The organism is Mesorhizobium sp. M1348 (assembly GCF_040317925.1).
Taxonomy (GTDB): domain Bacteria; phylum Pseudomonadota; class Alphaproteobacteria; order Rhizobiales; family Rhizobiaceae; genus Mesorhizobium.
Map to the genome: position 1 here is coordinate 103,258 of NZ_JAMYLH010000005.1, position 15,204 is coordinate 118,461.

At 61.9% G+C, this 15,204-nt stretch carries 17 protein-coding genes and 1 pseudogene; 12 read left to right on the forward strand and 6 right to left on the reverse strand.

From position 1 onward, the window contains the following. The first annotated feature begins 13 nt into the window (after nucleotides 1–13). Nucleotides 14–634 carry a hypothetical protein gene (locus NKH13_RS11260; RefSeq protein WP_352713143.1) on the forward strand — a complete coding sequence of 207 codons (621 nt, stop codon included), beginning with the start codon at nucleotides 14–16 and terminating at the stop codon, nucleotides 632–634. Between the two features lie 252 nt (nucleotides 635–886). Next, nucleotides 887–1,822 carry a ribose-phosphate pyrophosphokinase gene (locus tag NKH13_RS11265; RefSeq protein ID WP_254819191.1) on the forward strand — a complete coding sequence of 312 codons (936 nt, stop codon included), beginning with the start codon at nucleotides 887–889 and terminating at the stop codon, nucleotides 1,820–1,822. Nucleotides 1,823–1,923: 101 nt separating this feature from the next. On the opposite strand, the gene NKH13_RS11270 is transcribed toward NKH13_RS11265, so the two are convergent. Then, nucleotides 1,924–2,805: an AraC family transcriptional regulator gene (locus NKH13_RS11270; RefSeq protein ID WP_352912528.1), complete on the reverse strand. Its 882-nt coding sequence runs from the start codon at nucleotides 2,803–2,805 to the stop codon at nucleotides 1,924–1,926. Nucleotides 2,806–2,934: 129 nt separating this feature from the next. On the opposite strand from NKH13_RS11270, the gene NKH13_RS11275 reads away from it, so the two are divergent. Beyond that, entirely contained in the window at nucleotides 2,935–4,179 is a 1,245-nt protein-coding gene (locus tag NKH13_RS11275; RefSeq protein ID WP_352912529.1) for an MFS transporter, read from the forward strand. A gap of 205 nt (nucleotides 4,180–4,384) precedes the next feature. Beyond that, nucleotides 4,385–5,134, forward strand: a complete 750-nt coding sequence (locus tag NKH13_RS11280) for an SDR family oxidoreductase (RefSeq protein ID WP_292661315.1) — start codon at nucleotides 4,385–4,387, stop codon at nucleotides 5,132–5,134. A 59-nt stretch (nucleotides 5,135–5,193) separates the two neighbouring features. Here NKH13_RS11280 and NKH13_RS11285 read toward each other — a convergent pair. After that, nucleotides 5,194–5,280, reverse strand: a pseudogene (locus tag NKH13_RS11285) (alpha/beta fold hydrolase); the annotation flags it as partial. A 224-nt stretch (nucleotides 5,281–5,504) separates the two neighbouring features. Here NKH13_RS11285 and NKH13_RS11290 point away from each other — a divergent pair. The 7 genes from NKH13_RS11290 (at nucleotide 5,505) to NKH13_RS11320 (ending at nucleotide 10,903) form a co-directional block, all read left to right on the forward strand. Beyond that, nucleotides 5,505–6,149, forward strand: a complete 645-nt coding sequence (locus tag NKH13_RS11290; RefSeq protein ID WP_352912530.1) for a 50S ribosomal protein L25/general stress protein Ctc — start codon at nucleotides 5,505–5,507, stop codon at nucleotides 6,147–6,149. 25 nt (nucleotides 6,150–6,174) lie between these two features. After that, nucleotides 6,175–6,900: an aminoacyl-tRNA hydrolase gene (gene pth / locus NKH13_RS11295; protein ID WP_352912531.1), complete on the forward strand. Its 726-nt coding sequence runs from the start codon at nucleotides 6,175–6,177 to the stop codon at nucleotides 6,898–6,900. Between the two features lie 3 nt (nucleotides 6,901–6,903). Next, nucleotides 6,904–7,467: a hypothetical protein gene (locus tag NKH13_RS11300; protein ID WP_352912532.1), complete on the forward strand. Its 564-nt coding sequence runs from the start codon at nucleotides 6,904–6,906 to the stop codon at nucleotides 7,465–7,467. Between the two features lie 77 nt (nucleotides 7,468–7,544). Then, nucleotides 7,545–8,648 carry a redox-regulated ATPase YchF gene (ychF, locus tag NKH13_RS11305; protein ID WP_352912533.1) on the forward strand — a complete coding sequence of 368 codons (1,104 nt, stop codon included), beginning with the start codon at nucleotides 7,545–7,547 and terminating at the stop codon, nucleotides 8,646–8,648. A gap of 216 nt (nucleotides 8,649–8,864) precedes the next feature. Then, on the forward strand, nucleotides 8,865–9,839 hold the full coding sequence (gene corA / locus NKH13_RS11310) for a magnesium/cobalt transporter CorA (RefSeq protein WP_352912534.1): 975 nt from the start codon (nucleotides 8,865–8,867) through the stop codon (nucleotides 9,837–9,839). Between the two features lie 135 nt (nucleotides 9,840–9,974). Further along, nucleotides 9,975–10,436, forward strand: a complete 462-nt coding sequence (locus tag NKH13_RS11315) for a MaoC family dehydratase (RefSeq protein WP_352466830.1) — start codon at nucleotides 9,975–9,977, stop codon at nucleotides 10,434–10,436. Then, complete coding sequence (locus NKH13_RS11320) at nucleotides 10,433–10,903, forward strand: MaoC family dehydratase (RefSeq protein ID WP_352912535.1); 471 nt, start codon at nucleotides 10,433–10,435, stop codon at nucleotides 10,901–10,903. Before NKH13_RS11315 ends, NKH13_RS11320 begins: the two co-directional genes overlap by 4 nt. A 47-nt stretch (nucleotides 10,904–10,950) precedes the next feature. On the opposite strand, the gene NKH13_RS11325 is transcribed toward NKH13_RS11320, so the two are convergent. The 4 genes from NKH13_RS11325 to petA form a co-directional block, all read right to left on the reverse strand. Further along, complete coding sequence (locus NKH13_RS11325) at nucleotides 10,951–11,496, reverse strand: adenine phosphoribosyltransferase (RefSeq protein ID WP_352912536.1); 546 nt, start codon at nucleotides 11,494–11,496, stop codon at nucleotides 10,951–10,953. 212 nt (nucleotides 11,497–11,708) lie between these two features. After that, nucleotides 11,709–12,581, reverse strand: coding sequence for a cytochrome c1 (locus tag NKH13_RS11330; RefSeq protein WP_292662132.1), 873 nt, complete (start codon nucleotides 12,579–12,581; stop codon nucleotides 11,709–11,711). An 89-nt stretch (nucleotides 12,582–12,670) separates the two neighbouring features. Continuing rightward, nucleotides 12,671–13,972, reverse strand: coding sequence for a cytochrome b (locus NKH13_RS11335; RefSeq protein WP_352488993.1), 1,302 nt, complete (start codon nucleotides 13,970–13,972; stop codon nucleotides 12,671–12,673). A 16-nt stretch (nucleotides 13,973–13,988) separates the two neighbouring features. Beyond that, nucleotides 13,989–14,549 carry a ubiquinol-cytochrome c reductase iron-sulfur subunit gene (gene petA / locus NKH13_RS11340; protein WP_352912537.1) on the reverse strand — a complete coding sequence of 187 codons (561 nt, stop codon included), beginning with the start codon at nucleotides 14,547–14,549 and terminating at the stop codon, nucleotides 13,989–13,991. Between the two features lie 281 nt (nucleotides 14,550–14,830). Between petA and NKH13_RS11345 the strand changes: the two genes are divergently transcribed. Continuing rightward, a complete protein-coding gene (locus NKH13_RS11345; protein ID WP_352638465.1) occupies nucleotides 14,831–15,187 on the forward strand; it encodes a cupin domain-containing protein in 357 nt (118 codons plus the stop codon). Nucleotides 15,188–15,204: the final 17 nt, after the last annotated feature.

A 15,204-nucleotide genomic window follows, 5' to 3' on the forward strand; every position in this document is an offset into this window, starting at 1 on the left:
AGTTTTCAGGCTAATGAGACGATCGCATGTGACGACCGTGTCATTGCTCGTGGGGCTGGCACTGGTGGCCTGCACCAATGCGAAGGACGTTCTCGAACCCTCGGCCATTGCCCCGCAATCGACGCAATCGCTCTCCGGAGCCGGAGCTGCCGCAACACCCCCCTCAACTCCGGCTCAGCCTGCCGGCACCGCGCAAACTGCAGGTACAGCGCAGCCTTCCGCTGCAGCAGCCGTGCCGCCCGCCAAAAGCGCGGCTGCCATTGCGCGGACCCGGCTGCAGGTGGCGCCGATCGTCGGCGCCTCGGTAGAAGCCGCGACACCGCTGACCGCCGAGCTTCAGACACGCGCCAGGCAGCGCGGCATCACCTTGGCCGGCAGCACCGACCAGACCCCAACGCATGTGCTCAAGGGCTATTTCTCGACCATGACGGAAGGCAAGGACACCACCGTCATCTACGTCTGGGACATCTATGACCCGGCCGGCAACCGGCTGCATCGCATCAATGGCCAGCAGAAGGCGCCGTCCGTCGGTGGCGGTGAAGGCTGGGCGGCGGTTGCGCCGGCGACCATGCAGGCCATTGCCGACCAGACAATCGACCAGTTCGCCACCTGGCTTGGCGGTGGCGCCGGCTGACCTGGAGCATGATTCCAAAAGTGGAATCCGGTTTTCGGAAAAGACCATGCTCAAACACAAAGATAGCGCCAGCCCGATTCCGCCGGCATGGAACTGGCTCTATCGCCGCATGCTCAAGCCGTAAGCGTTTATTGAGATTAGCCGGCGGATTCCCATTCACGACGCTTGCAATACCGGCGCGGGCCGCTAAAAGCCCGACTAAGAGGCTGGAGTGTCTATCGGAGTCTCTCAATCCTTCGCCAGGAACGGTGCATGAAGCTCTTCGCGGGCAATTCCAACAGGGTGCTGGCCGAATCAGTCGCCCGCTACCTCAACATTCCGCTGGGCAAGGCCAGCGTCAGGCGCTTCGCTGACCAGGAAATCTTCGTCGAGATCCAGGAGAATGTGCGCGGCGAGGACGTCTTCATCCTGCAGTCCACCTCGTTCCCGACCAACGATCATCTGATGGAACTGCTCATCATGATTGATGCCTTCATGCGCTCCTCGGCCAAGCGCATCACTGCGGTTATTCCTTATTTCGGCTATGCCAGGCAGGATCGCCGTGCCTCTGGCCGCACGCCGATCTCGGCCAAGCTGGTCGCCAACATGATCACGAGGGCGGGCGTCGACCGGGTGCTGACCCTGGATCTCCATGCCGGCCAGATTCAAGGCTTCTTCGACATCCCGACCGACAATCTGTTTTCCGTGCCGGTCATGGCCCGCGACGTGAAGGCGAAATACAAGCAGCTTGCCAATGTCATGGTTGTGTCGCCGGATGTCGGCGGCGTGGTCCGCGCCCGCGCGCTCGCCAAGCGCATCGACGCCCAGCTTGCCATCGTCGACAAGCGCCGCGAGCGCCCCGGCGAATCGGAAGTCATGAACGTCATCGGTGACGTGCGCGGCAAGGATTGCCTGTTGATCGACGACATCATCGATTCGGGCGGCACGCTGTGCAATGCGGCCGATGCGCTGCTTGCCGACGGCGCCACCAGTGTCACCGCCTATACTACCCATGGCGTTTTGTCCGGCGGCGCCATCGCCCGCATCGGCGCCTCGAAACTGCAGGAACTGGTCATTACCGATTCCATCCAGCCGACCCAGGCAGTGCTCGACGCCGCCAATATCCGGGTCATCTCCATCGCCGAACTGATGGGTGAGGCGATCTCGCGCACGGCGACCGAGGAATCGGTGTCGAGCCTGTTCGATTAATGCGTATCGCGCAAAAGTGTGCAGCGGTTTTGCGATAACGAACATGCATAAAAACAAGAACCCAAAGCGCGTCGCATGAGGCCGGTCGAACGCGACGCGCTTTAGGACTGCGACTCAGGCCGAGCCGGACCGCTTATTCGCCGCACACCTTCGCCAGCATCACGGGCGCCGCGCATATAACCGCGTGGCGAGGCTCCCAGCATGCGCTTGAACATGGTGATGAAGGCCGGCACACTGTCATAGCCGAGATCGAGCGCCACCCTTGTGATCGGTTCGCCGTCGGCCAGCCGCGGCAGCGCCGCGAACAGGCAGGCCTGCTGGCGCCAGGTCGACAGCGACAATCCGGTCTGGCGATGAAAGGCGCGGGTGAAAGAGCGGCGGCTCATGCCGACGATAGCGGCCCATTCATCGATCGTCGCATGCGGTGACGGTGCCGAGACGAAGCGCCGGCACAGCGCTGCCAGCCTTGCGTCGGACGGGAACGGCAGTCCGAGTGGCCGTTCCGGCAGGTTCGGGATTTCGTGCAGCAGGAGCTTCATGATCAGCCCACCCCGCCCCTCCAACTCGGCGCCCTGCGGCAGCTTTTCCGATTCCACGATCAGGCTGTGCATCAGGTCGGTGATGCCGACAACGCGCAACCTGTCCGGCAGGCCGGGAATGGCCTCCGGCATCACATAGACGGAGCGCATGCTGACGTCGCCCAGCATCTCGACGGAATGTTCGGTGCCGGCGGGGATCCACATCGCGTGGTCCGGAGGCACCATCCAGCGCCCATGCCGCGTCGTTACCAGCACGACCCCGACCAGCGCGTGCAGCAACTGGCTGCGGCTGTGATGGTGCCGTGGCACATGATACCCGTCCGGATATTCGGTCGGCAGCGCCACTGCCGGCCCGACGGCCTGCTCCAGCCATTGCCAGCGACGCTCATGCAACAGCCCGAGATCGGTGTCGCCCGCTCTGAACATTTCCCTGCCATGCGGCATCAGCTATGGCCCACTTGCGAAACTATTGGACCAAACCACGAAAGAAGTCGCGTGACAAGCAACGTATAAGGCAGCCGGCCTATAAGACCGACTGCGGGAGCGCCCGCCAAAAAGACCACGGAGCCTGCCTTGACCGATACCACAGCAACCGCCGACGCCAAGCCGGCAGCGGCCAGCCACATTTCAGCTCAGGCGACGGCCTTCACCGTTATCCTGGCGGTGAGCTTCTGCCATTGCATCAACGACATCATGCAGTCGCTGCTGTCGGCGATCTATCCGCTGCTGAAGGACAATTACGGTCTCGATTTCTGGCAGATCGGCCTTTTGACTTTCACCTTCCAGGTGACCGCATCCTTGCTGCAGCCGGTGATCGGCATGATCACCGACAAGCGGCCGATGCCCTATTCGCTGCCTTACGGCATGGCGTCTTCGTTGATCGGGCTGGTCGTGCTGGCCTATGCCGGACATTACACGCTGCTCCTCATCGGTGCCTCGCTGATCGGCATCGGCTCGGCGATCTTCCATCCGGAATCCTCGCGCATCGCCCGCTTCGCCTCCGGCGGCCGGTTCGGTCTTGCACAGTCGCTGTTCCAGGTCGGCGGCAATTTCGGCCAGGCGATGGGGCCGCTGCTGGCAGCCTTCATCGTCGTGCCCTTCGGCCAGACCAGCATCGCGTGGTTTGCCGGCGGCTCGTTGATCGGCATCATCGTGCTGTGGCAGGTCGGCGGCTGGTACAGCCGGCTGCGCGCCGCAATCGGCAACCGCAAGGCGGCAAGCTTCGTTTCGCCCTTCCCACGCCGCAGGGTGATAAGTGCACTGCTGGTGCTGACGCTGCTGGTACTGACCAAGAACGCCTATATTTCCAGCCTTGCCAGCTACTACACCTTCTATTCCATCCACAAATTCGGCGTTTCGGTGCAGATGTCGCAGGTCATGCTGTTCCTGTTCCTCGGCGCCTCGGCTCTGGGCATCCTGCTCGGCGGCCCGTTCGGCGATCGCTACGGACAGAAGGCGATGATCTGGTTCTCGATCGTCGGCGTGCTGCCCTTCACGCTGGCCTTGCCCTACGCCAATTTCGAGTGGACGATGGTGCTGACCGTGCTGATCGGCCTGATCTTGTCCTCGGCCTTCTCGAACATCGTCGTCTTCGCCCAGGAGCTGGTGCCCGGCCGGGTCGGCATGATCGCCGGCATCTTCTTCGGCTTCGCCTTCGGCATGGGCGGCATCGCGGCCGCCGTGCTTGGCGTCGTCGCCGACATGAAAGGCATCGATTTCGTCTTCCAGGTCTGCTCGTATTTGCCGCTACTCGGGCTACTGACGGTCCTCCTGCCTAACATGAAGGAAGCGAGGAAGGTGGAGGCGGCGGCCAGCTAAAAATCAGTTCATCTTTCGGAATTGATACGAGGGCGCGGCAGTTGCCGCGCCCTCGATGATTCCTTCACCATACGCCGGGTGAAAAGCCTGTTAGAGAGGGTCACCCCTGAAGGCAAAATTTTGGTCAGCAACGCCTTCAAGTTGAACATACCGGGCTCAGCCCAGATGCTGCGCAGCGCTCCGCGCCAGGAAAGGCAATTCGCTTATGTCCAGACTAAAAGGCAAGGTCGCATTGATTACCGGCGGTACCAGCGGCATCGGCCTGGTGACGGCGCGACGTTTCATCGAGGAAGGTGCGCGCGTCGCTATCACCGGAACCAATGCGAGCCGTCTCGAGGAGGCGCGCACCATCCTCGGCAGTGATGTGCTTGTCATTGCCGCCGACGCCGGAGATGCTGCTGCCCAGAACGACATAGCGCGGCGGATCGAGGAAACCTTCGGCAAGCTCGACGCTCTCTTCCTCAATGCCGGTATCGCCGACCTGCGCCCGCTTGGCGACTGGACCGAGGCCGCGTTTGACAGGAGCATCGATGTCGACCTCAAGGGGCCGTACTTCCTGGTCAAGGCGCTCGTTCCGCTGTTTTCGAACCCGTCGTCGATCATCCTCAGCGGCTCGGTCAACGCACATATGGGAATGGCTGGAACGCACGTCTATGCGCTGGCCAAGGCCGGCATGATTTCGCTCGCCCGGACGCTCTCGGGCGAACTGATAGAACGCGGTATTCGCGCCAATGTGATCAGCCCGGGTCCGATCGACACGCCGCTCAACGACAAACTTGGGCTGGACCCCGAAGCGGCGAAGGCGCGCGCGAAAGCTGTGGTCGGCCTGGTGCCCGCCCGTCGTTTCGGAACCGCCGAGGAAATTGCCAACGCAGTGGTCTTTCTTGCTTCGGACGAATGCCCGTTCATGGTCGGTGCGGAAATGCTGATCGATGGCGGCTTGAGCATCGCCTGACATCGGCACGACCTGACACAAGAACACCCGGGTGTTTTTTTGTTACGTTCTGAAAGGCCTTACGCCCTGAAGAAGGCCAGCAGGTCGGCGTTGATGACATCGGCATGGGTGGTTGCCATGCCATGGGGGAAACCCTTGTAGACCTGTGCCTGCCATGGCTTGCACCTCGCGCCGCCTTCCGCTATAGAGCCGCCACCCGCGTAGACACCCTTGGAGGCAACGCGGCGGAAGGCCGCCTTCCCGCATGATCCCGAAAAGTGGATTCCGGTTTTCGGACCAGGTCATGCGTTAGCTATGTCGGCTTTCGACGTTTACGGCCCCGGCACATTGCCGGCCGCGAACGCTCCAGAACAACGCGAAAGGAAATGCCATGAGCCACGATACTTACGAGCTCAAGGCCGAGGCGCGCGAACAGGTCGGTAAGGGGTCCGCCCGTGCAGTTCGCCGCAACGGTAAAGTGCCTGCAGTGATTTACGGCGACAAGCAGCCTCCCCTGGCGATTGCGCTGACCTACAAGGACATCTACTACAAGATCCATGGCGGCGGGTTTCTGACCACGGTCGCCACGATCGATGTCGACGGCAACAAGATCCAGGTTCTGCCCAAGGACTTCCAGCTCGACCCGGTCAAGGATTTCCCGGTCCATGTCGATTTCCTGCGCATCGGCAAGGACACCGAAGTCAATGTCGACGTGCCCGTGCACTTCATCAATGAAGACAGGTCGCCCGGCATCAAGCGCGGCGGCGTGCTCAACATCGTGCGCCACGAGGTCGAGTTCCACTGCCCGGCCAATGCGATCCCGGATTTCATCACCATCGATCTCACCGGTACCGATATCGGCGATTCGATCCACATTTCGGCCGTCACCTTGCCGGCCGGCGTCAAGCCGGTGATCTCCGACCGCGACTTCACCATCGCGACCATTGCCGGCTCCTCGGCGATGAAGCCGGAGGCTGCAGAAGAGACGACTGAAGTGGCTGCGCCCGAAGCGGCTCCTGCCGCCGAAGAGAAGTAACCCCCCTTCCCGCCCGGAGGCGACGATGCTTGTCTTTGCAGGCCTCGGCAATCCGGGCGCGAAATACGCCAACAACCGGCACAATGTCGGCTTCATGGCGGCGGACGCGATCGCCCGCCGCCATTCCTTTTCGCCTTGGTCGAAGAAATTCCAGGGCCTGATCGCCGAAGGCACGCTTGCGGGCGAAAAGGTGATCCTGATCAAGCCGCAGACCTTCATGAACCTGTCCGGCCAGGCGGTCGGCGAAGCCTTGCGCTTCTACAAGCTCGGCCCTTCGGCACTGACTGCCTTCTATGACGAGATCGACCTTGCCGCCGGCAAGGTGCGGGTCAAGGTCGGTGGCGGTTCCGGCGGCCACAACGGTATCCGCTCGCTCGACCAGCACGTCGGCAAGGATTTTCGCCGTGTGCGCATCGGCGTCGGCCACCCCGGGGTCAAGGAAATGGTGCATGGCCATGTGCTCGGCGATTTCGCCAAGGCCGACCGCGAGTGGCTGGAGGTGCTGCTCGACGCTATCGCCGACGATGCCGGATTGCTTGCCAAGGGCGACGACAATTCCTTCATGAACCGCGTGACGCTGGCGCTGCGCGACAAGCTCACGCCGACCGGCGACGACGACCGCCCGCCGCCCAAGGCGCCAAAGGCGCAAAGCCACGTCCGCCAGGCACGGCCGCAGCAGCCGGCGGCCAAGCTGCCCGAAACCGGCCCGATGGCGGCTATGCTGAAGAAGCTTTTTGGCGGCAAGGACTGAGCCATGGATCTGGATGACGTTCAGGAATTGGTCCGTCTCATCAGACAGAAGTATGTTGATTATTTCGTCGCCGCTGCCGGCGAACTTGCTCGCAACAGCCAAGGGTCGCATGCAACCGAGATCAAGTTTTCGAATGTCGATTCGTTCTATCGAAATCTCATCGCGGTTGATTTCGTCGGCAATGACGGACAGCCAAATCCACAATTCATCAATAGCGAAACCTATGTGAAATTCTCTCCGGATATTCACGCCGGGATTGGTGGAATGGATATCCTCGTCTCACCGTTCAAATGGGACGAGGTTCATTTAAAATTCCCCGTAAATGAGCTCGACGGCGATCTCTTCGACGAATGGTTTCGCGGCTGGTTCGATATCGATGGCGAGCGTGAAACATCGGAGACCGTCGGAAACATCATTCACAGTGTGCAATTGCTCGACGGGCAACTGACGATCGATTTCGGAACCGCCGAGGTCGACGCGTTCTGGCATCTCCTGCAAATACTGAGCAGGTCCGGTGTCCGCTCGTTGGCCATAGGCACCGATGGCGTCGCGCAGCGTCTGAATTGAATTGCTCCTTGACGATCATCGGCGCTTTCGCCCATAGCCCTGATCAAATTTCGATTTCCCGATAGGACCAGACAAAAATGGGTTTCAAATGCGGCATCGTTGGCTTGCCCAATGTCGGCAAGTCGACGCTCTTCAATGCGCTGACCAGGACGGCGGCGGCGCAGGCCGCCAATTATCCGTTCTGCACCATCGAACCGAACACCGGCGAGGTGGCGGTGCCCGACCCGCGCCTGCAGAAGATCGCCGCGATCGGCAAGTCGAAGGAGATCATCCCGACCCGCATCTCGTTCGTCGACATTGCCGGCCTGGTGCGTGGCGCCTCGAAAGGCGAAGGGCTTGGCAACCAGTTCCTCGCCAACATCCGTGAGGTCGACGCCATCGTCCATGTGCTGCGCTGCTTCGAGGATGACGACATCACCCATGTCGAGGGCCGCATCGATCCTGTCGCCGATGCCGAGACCGTCGAGACCGAATTGATGCTTGCCGATCTCGACAGCCTCGAGCGCCGCATCGTGCAGATTCGCAAGCGTGCCGCCGGCAAGGACAAGGAAGCAGCGACCGTACTTCCGATGATGGAAGCGGCGCTTGAACTGCTGCAGGCCGGCAAGCCCGCCCGCATCCTGCTCAACGGCATCTCGGCTGAGGATCTGGGCATCCTGCAGGGGCTGAATCTCTTGACCTCACACCCGGTGCTTTACGTCTGCAACGTCGCGGAAGCCGATGCCGCCACCGGCAACGCGCATACCAGCGCTGTCGAGAACATGGCCGCCGCGCAAGGTGCCCGCACCGTCGTGATTTCCGCGGCGATCGAGGCCGAGGTCGCCCAGCTCTCGGACGAAGAGGAAATGGAATTCCTGGCAACGCTCGGTCTGGACGAACCCGGCCTGAACAAGGTCATCCGCGCCGGCTACGAGCTGCTCCAGCTCATCACCTACTTTACCGTCGGGCCCAAGGAGACGCGCGCCTGGACCGTGCACAAGGGCGCCAAGGCGCCGCAGGCGGCAGGCGTCATCCACACCGATTTCGAGCGCGGCTTCATCCGCGCCCAGACCATCGCTTATGACGACTTCGTCAGGCTGGGCGGCGAAGTGGCGGCCAAGGAGGCCGGCAAGGCGCGCGACGAAGGCAAGGAGTATGTCGTCCAGGACGGCGACATCATGCTGTTCAAGTTCAACACCTGACCGCGAGGGAGCCCAATGGTCACCATTGCCGTCGCTCGATGACAAACTTCAAAGCAGGGGTGTCGCAGTGCCTCTTGCGCTGCTTGACGGGCCGTCGTGCTGGGTCTAAGGGGCCTCTGCACCGGCCTCGCGCCTCACCTGCCCGTGTCCGTGCGATCTGACTGACGCGCCCCCTCCAAACGAACGCTCTTTGGCAACAGCAAGGGAGACCCGGCGATGATCAAGGCCTTCGTCGTCGACAATGATCGCCTGCGCCTGGTCGACGATCTCCTGCAAAACAGCGACACTGTCGTCTGGGTCGACCTCTTCAACCCGACAAAGGAAGAAGAGACGACAATCGAGACCTGGCTCGGCATCGCCGTTCCGACCCGCGAGGAGATGGAAGAGATCGAGATCTCGAGCCGTCTCTACGTCGAGGACGGCGCCTACTTCATGACCGCCATTCTGCCTGCACAGACCGAGGTGGACGATCCGTTGATGTCGCCGGTTACCTTCGTGCTCGCCGGCAGCAGGCTGATCACCGTGCGGTACCACGAACCGAAGGCGTTTAAGACCTTTCCGCTGCGCGCCGAGAAGGTAGCGACCGGTTGCAACAGCGGCGACACCATCCTGATCGGATTACTGGAGGCGATCGTCGACCGCCTCGCCGACATTCTGGAGCGCGCCGGCCGCGACGTCGAGGCGATCTCGCGCGACATCTTCGAGGCACGCTCGACCAAGGTTTCCAAGCGCAACCGCGACTTCCAGGAGCTGTTGAAAGGCATTGGCCGCAAGGAGGACCTCGCCTCCTCGATCCGCGACAGCCTGATCTCGCTGCAGCGCCTTGCCGGCTTCCTCGCCCATGCCTCCACGCAGACCAGGATGAGCAAGGATACCCGCGCCCGCATCAAGACCTTGTCGCGCGACGTGCTGTCGCTCGCCGACCACGCCACGTTCCTGTCGCAGAAGATTAGCTTCCTGCTCGACGCGACGCTCGGCATGATTTCGATCGAGCAGAACGCCATCATCAAGATCTTCTCCGTCGCCGCTGTCATCTTCCTGCCGCCGACGCTTGTCGCGTCGATCTACGGCATGAATTTCGACATCATCCCCGAGCTCAAATGGCACTTTGGCTATCCCTTTGCCATCGGCATGATGGTGCTTTCGGCAATCCTGCCCTTCTGGTATTTCCGCCGCCGCGGCTGGCTGTAGGGTCATCAATACCTCCGCTGCGGCTTGGGCGCAGCGGGCTGGCGCAGTAGAAATTGCTTGACCAAACGCCACCCTGCCTGCATCCGGGACCCCGACCCGTAGCGATCGTACAATCCTGAACAGGATCTCCAGACCATGACCGCAAAGACCTGGGCTTATGAGGATTTTGTCGAGGGCGCTTCGCTCGACCTCGGCACCAAGCTGGTAAGTGCCGCCGAAATCATAGAATTCGCCGGCGAGTTCGACGCCCAGCCGATGCATCTCGACGAGGCAGCGGGCAAGGCCAGTATCCTCGGCGGGCTGGCGGCTTCGGGCTGGCACACCTGCGCCATGTTCATGCGCATGCTGTGCGATGCCTTCCTGCTCGACTCTACTTCCCAGGGCGCGCCGGGCGTCGACCAGGTCAAATGGAAACGGCCGGTCCTGGCCGGCGACCTGTTGAGCGGCAGCACCACCGTCCTTGCCAAGCGCCTGTCCAGATCGAAGCCCCGGCTTGGCCTGGTGACCATGCGCAGCGAGTTGTTCAACCAGCGCGGCGAAGGTGTTTTCGAGCTCGAAAACACCGTCATGTTCCTCACCCGCGAGGGCAGTGCGTGAGCCTCGACGAATTCTTCTGCATCGGTATCACCGTCACGCTCGGTTCGCATCGATTCGAACCGGAGGCGATCAAGGCTTTCGCCCGCAAATACGACCCGCAGATATTCCATATCGACGAAGAGGCGGCGAGGAACAGCATATTCGGCGGGCTCTGCGCCTCGGGCTGGCACACCGCCGCCACCTGGATGAAATTGAACCTCGAGGCTGGCATGGAGGCAGAGGTCGCCCGCTGGCCCGGCCCCGGGCCGGTGCCGGAATTCGGCCCCTCGCCCGGCTTCAAGAACCTCAAATGGCCCAAACCTGTCTATGCCGGGGAAACCGTGACTTTCACCCGCACCGCGCTGGCCCATCGCCCCATTGCCTCGCGACCGGGCTGGCGGCTGCTGACGCTCCGCTCAGAGGCCTTCGATTCGACCGGCGACAAGGTCATCGAATTCGAAAGTGCCGTGCTGGTGAAGGTGGGGTGAGCGGAGTTCTTCCCTTCTCCCACAACAAGGGGAGAAGGAAGAAACGCTCAATGCCCCTCAAACCCGATCAGCGTACTCACCGGCACGCCGAGCGCCTCTAGCCTCTCTCGGCCGCCAAGGTCCGGCAGGTCGATGACGAAGCAGGCGGCGAGAATGTCGGCGCCGATTTGCCGCAATAGCTTGACGGCCGCCTCGGCCGTGCCGCCGGTGGCGATCAAATCGTCGACGAGGATTACCTTCTCGCCTGGAGAAACACCGTCCTTGTGCATCTCCATCTCGTCCAGCCCGTATTCCAGGCTGTAGGCGACGCGCACCGTCTCGTAAGGCAGCTTGCCCTTCTTGCGGATCGGCACGAAGCCGGCCGAGAGCTGGTGGGCGATGGCGCCGCCGAGGATGAAGCCGCGCGCCTCGATGCCGGCGATCTTGTCGATCTTCAGGCCGGCATAGGGATGCACCAATTCGTCGATGGCGCGGCGGAAGGCCCGCGCATTGCCGAGCAGCGTGGTGATGTCGCGAAACAGGATGCCCGGCTTGGGATAATCCGGAATGGTGCGGATCGCGGCAAGCAGCGTCTCTTCGAGCGAGGATTTCATCAAGCGGCTCTCCGGGCCATTCAGATTCGGCTGAAGACGTGAAAGGAATTGGCCAATCGTAACCCGGTGCAGCTAAGTCCGGCTACCGCCATGTGACGCCTGACGGAAAATTGTCCGACAAAGGGCCTGCTCTGCGCCGGCAGCGATGAATCGACATGCCTGCAATGAAAAGGGCGCCTTTCGACGCCCTCGCATTCTCGTATATCGCGGGTTCAGTGCGCCACGCCGGCCCACACCTTGCGCTTGGTCAGGTAGACCAGCGCACCGAACAGCAGCAGGAAGACCAGTACGCGAAAGCCGGTCTTCTTACGGTCCTCGAGGTGTGGCTCGGCCGCCCACATCAGGAAGGCCGACACGTCCCGCGAATATTGATCGACCGTCTGCGGCGCGCCGTCATCATAAGTAACCTGGCCGTCGGAGAGCGGCTTCGGCATCTTCAGCGACACGCCGGATAGGAAGTACGGATTGTAGTGCGTACCTTCCGGTATGACCATGCCCGCCGGCGGTTGTTGGTCGTAGCCGGTCAGCAGCGAGTGGATGTAGTCGGGACCGCCCTGGGCATACTGCGTAAAGATGTCGAACACGAAGCGCGGAAAGCCGCGCTCGATGCCGCGCGCCTTGGCCAGCAGCGACATGTCGGGCGGTGCTGCGCCGCCATTTGCCGCCGCCGCCGCTTCCGCATTGGGGAACGGCGCTGGGAAATGGTCGGACGGCTTGCCGGGACGATCGAACATGTCGCCGGCATCGTTCGGTCCGTCATGGATCGTATATTCGGCCGCCAGCGTCTTGATCTGCGCATCCGAATAGCCAAGGCCCTCCAGAGTACGGAACGCCACCAAATTCATCGAATGGCAGGCCGAGCAGACTTCCTTATAGACCTTCAGCCCGCGCTGCAGCTGCGCCTTGTCATAGGTGCCGAAAGGCCCGGCGAAGCTCCAATCCATTTCCTTCGGTTCGTGTATCGGGAAATGCGTCGGCGCCGCCTCATTGTGCGCCTCTTCCTGGGCGTTGGCTCCAGTGCCCGCGACCCCAATGCCCGCGGCCACAAGGCCAAGCAGCGCCAGCGAGGTGAGAATCTTCTTCATGCCAAATCCCCTTGAGATTCTCTGACGCGCTGTCACCGTCTCGAGCATGACCTTGTCCGAGTACCGGTTTCCACTTTTCGGAATCATGCTCAGCCCTTGGTTTCCGGCGCGGCCGTGGCGCCGGCAGGATGTCCACCGCCGCCCTTGTTCTTCTCGAGCACCGCCTCGGTGATCGAATTCGGCAGCCGCCGCGGCTTTTCGATCAGCCCGAGCACCGGCAGCGCTACCAGGAAGAAGGCGAAGTAGAACAGCGTCGCCATCTGCGCCATGAACACATAGCTGCCCTCGGCCGGCTGCGAACCCAGCCAGCCCAGCAGGATGGAGTCGGCTACGAACAGCCAGAAGAAGAGCTTATACCAGGGCCGGTAGACCGCCGAGCGCACTTTTGAGGTGTCGAGCCACGGCACCAGGAACAGCATGACGATCGCCCCGAAAAGGCAGAGCACGCCGCCAAGTTTGGAGTTGATCGGCCCGATATTGAAGGTGATGGCGCGCAGGATCGCGTAGAACGGCAGGAAGTACCATTCCGGGACGATGTGGGCCGGCGTCTTCAGCGGGTTGGCGACGGTGTAATTGTCCGGATGGCCGAGATAGTTCGGCAGGTAGAAGACGAAATAGGCGAAGACGAACAGGAACACGATCATGCCGAACCCGTCCTTGATGGTCGCGTAAGGCGTGAAGGCGAGCGTGTCGGTCTTCGATTTGACCTCGATGCCGGTCGGATTGTTCTGGCCGACGACATGAAGCGCCCAGATGTGCAGCACGACGACGCCGGCGATCATGAACGGCAAAAGGTAATGCAGCGCAAAGAAACGATTCAGCGTCGGATTGTCGACGGCGAAGCCGCCGAGGAGAAGCTGCTGGATCCAGTCACCAACCAGCGGTATGGCGGTGAAGAAGCCGGTGATGACGGTAGCGCCCCAGAACGACATCTGTCCCCAGGGCAGCACATAGCCCATGAACCCGGTCGCCATCATCAGCAGGTAGATGATGCAGCCGAGGATCCACAGCAACTCGCGCGGCGCCTTGTAGGAGCCGTAGTAGAGTCCACGGAAAATATGGATGTAGACGGCGATGAAGAAGAACGACGCGCCGTTAGAATGCATGTAGCGCAGCAGCCAGCCGGAATTGACGTCGCGCATGATCTTCTCGACCGAATCGAAGGCGAGAGTGCTGTCGGCCGCATAGTGCATGGCCAGTACGATACCGGTCAGGATCTGCGCCGCCAGCATAAGCGCTAGGATGCCGCCGAAGGTCCATGCATAGTTCAGGTTGCGCGGCACCGGATAGGCGATGAAGCTGTCATAGACCAGCCGCGGCAGCGGCATGCGGGAATCGAACCAGCGTCCGATGCCAGTCTTGGGCGTATAGGTCGAGTGTCCCTCGCTCATGGAAATATCCCCTGCCTCAGCCGATACGGATCTTGGTGTCGGAAATGAACTGGAACACCGGTACCGCCATGTTCTCGGGTGCCGGACCTTTGCGAATGCGGCCGGCGGTATCGTATACGGAACCGTGGCACGGGCAGAACCAGCCGCCGAAATCGCCTTCCTGGCCAAGCGGGATGCAGCCAAGATGGGTGCAGACCTGGACCATCACCATCCAGGCTTCCTTGCCCGGCGTGGTGCGGTTGGCGTCGGTTGCCGGCGCATCGGCCGGCAGGTTGGCGTTGCGGGCGATTGGATCCTTGAGCTCGGCGAGATTGACCGCCTCGCCGTCCTTCATCTCTTTTTCGGTGCGGTTGCGCACGACCACCGGCTTGCCGCGCCACTTCACAACGAGCGACATTCCTGGCGTCAGCGAAGAGACGTCGACCTCAACCGAGGCGAGCGCCAGCGTCGAGGCATCCGGACGCATCTGGTCGATGAACGGCCAGGCGACGGCGCCCGCGCCGACCACCGCGGCCATGCCGGTGGCGACGTAGAGAAAATCACGACGGTTGGGATCCTGGGTGTCGGTTGCGCTCACGGGTGCCTGATCCTTTCGCCTCTTCCGTGCCGGCGGCCGAGCCTTGTTCCCCGCTCAATCGCGCCGGCCCGACAGCGCATGGCGAACAGGCTAGCGAATTCCTCCGGCATTTGGGACTTGGGTTTATGCGTGAAGCCTGTTTTTGTCCAGACGGGTGAAGGCACAAGGGCAGATTGTCGCGGGGACGTAATTCGCACGGCGGAGCGATTGGAAAACAGCAGCAAAACCAAATGGCTGCGTTCGCCTCGACAGCTGGCGCTGGCCCGGTTTATCCTCGGCCTATGGCGCATGTCATAGACCGCGACAAATGGGCCGAAGCGCCCGACCGCTGGCCCGACCACTGGCAGGGCGAGCTGCAAGGCGGAGCTTACGGCTCGAACAGCTGCCTGATCTTCAACTACCTGCCCGAAATCGGCGGCGGCCCCAGGCTGCACAGCCATCCCTATTGCGAGATTTTTATCATCCGGACTGGGACCGGCTTGTTCACCGTCGGCGACCGGCAGATCGAGGCCACCGCCGGCCAGATCCTGATCGTACCGCCGAACACGCCGCACAAATTCACCAATCTCGGGCCAGGCCCGCTGGAAACCACCGACATACACGAGAACGGCAGCTTCATCACCGAGTGGCTGGAATAACGCCTCCCGAACCAATT

Excerpts from the sequence above, each read along its gene's own strand:
- NKH13_RS11270 (WP_352912528.1), bottom strand. The coding sequence starts at position 2,805 with ATGCCGCATGGCAGGGAAATGTTCAGAGCGGGCGACACCGATCTCGGG.
- pth (WP_352912531.1), top strand. The coding sequence starts at position 6,175 with ATGCTTGTCTTTGCAGGCCTCGGCAATCCGGGCGCGAAATACGCCAAC.
- NKH13_RS11260 (WP_352713143.1), top strand. The coding sequence starts at position 14 with ATGAGACGATCGCATGTGACGACCGTGTCATTGCTCGTGGGGCTGGCA.
- NKH13_RS11325 (WP_352912536.1), bottom strand. The coding sequence starts at position 11,496 with ATGAAATCCTCGCTCGAAGAGACGCTGCTTGCCGCGATCCGCACCATT.
- NKH13_RS11345 (WP_352638465.1), top strand. The coding sequence starts at position 14,831 with ATGGCGCATGTCATAGACCGCGACAAATGGGCCGAAGCGCCCGACCGC.
- NKH13_RS11265 (WP_254819191.1), top strand. The coding sequence starts at position 887 with ATGAAGCTCTTCGCGGGCAATTCCAACAGGGTGCTGGCCGAATCAGTC.
- NKH13_RS11315 (WP_352466830.1), top strand. The coding sequence starts at position 9,975 with ATGACCGCAAAGACCTGGGCTTATGAGGATTTTGTCGAGGGCGCTTCG.
- NKH13_RS11300 (WP_352912532.1), top strand. The coding sequence starts at position 6,904 with ATGGATCTGGATGACGTTCAGGAATTGGTCCGTCTCATCAGACAGAAG.
- NKH13_RS11335 (WP_352488993.1), bottom strand. The coding sequence starts at position 13,972 with ATGAGCGAGGGACACTCGACCTATACGCCCAAGACTGGCATCGGACGC.
- NKH13_RS11290 (WP_352912530.1), top strand. The coding sequence starts at position 5,505 with ATGAGCCACGATACTTACGAGCTCAAGGCCGAGGCGCGCGAACAGGTC.
- ychF (WP_352912533.1), top strand. The coding sequence starts at position 7,545 with ATGGGTTTCAAATGCGGCATCGTTGGCTTGCCCAATGTCGGCAAGTCG.
- NKH13_RS11330 (WP_292662132.1), bottom strand. The coding sequence starts at position 12,581 with ATGAAGAAGATTCTCACCTCGCTGGCGCTGCTTGGCCTTGTGGCCGCG.
- corA (WP_352912534.1), top strand. The coding sequence starts at position 8,865 with ATGATCAAGGCCTTCGTCGTCGACAATGATCGCCTGCGCCTGGTCGAC.
- NKH13_RS11280 (WP_292661315.1), top strand. The coding sequence starts at position 4,385 with ATGTCCAGACTAAAAGGCAAGGTCGCATTGATTACCGGCGGTACCAGC.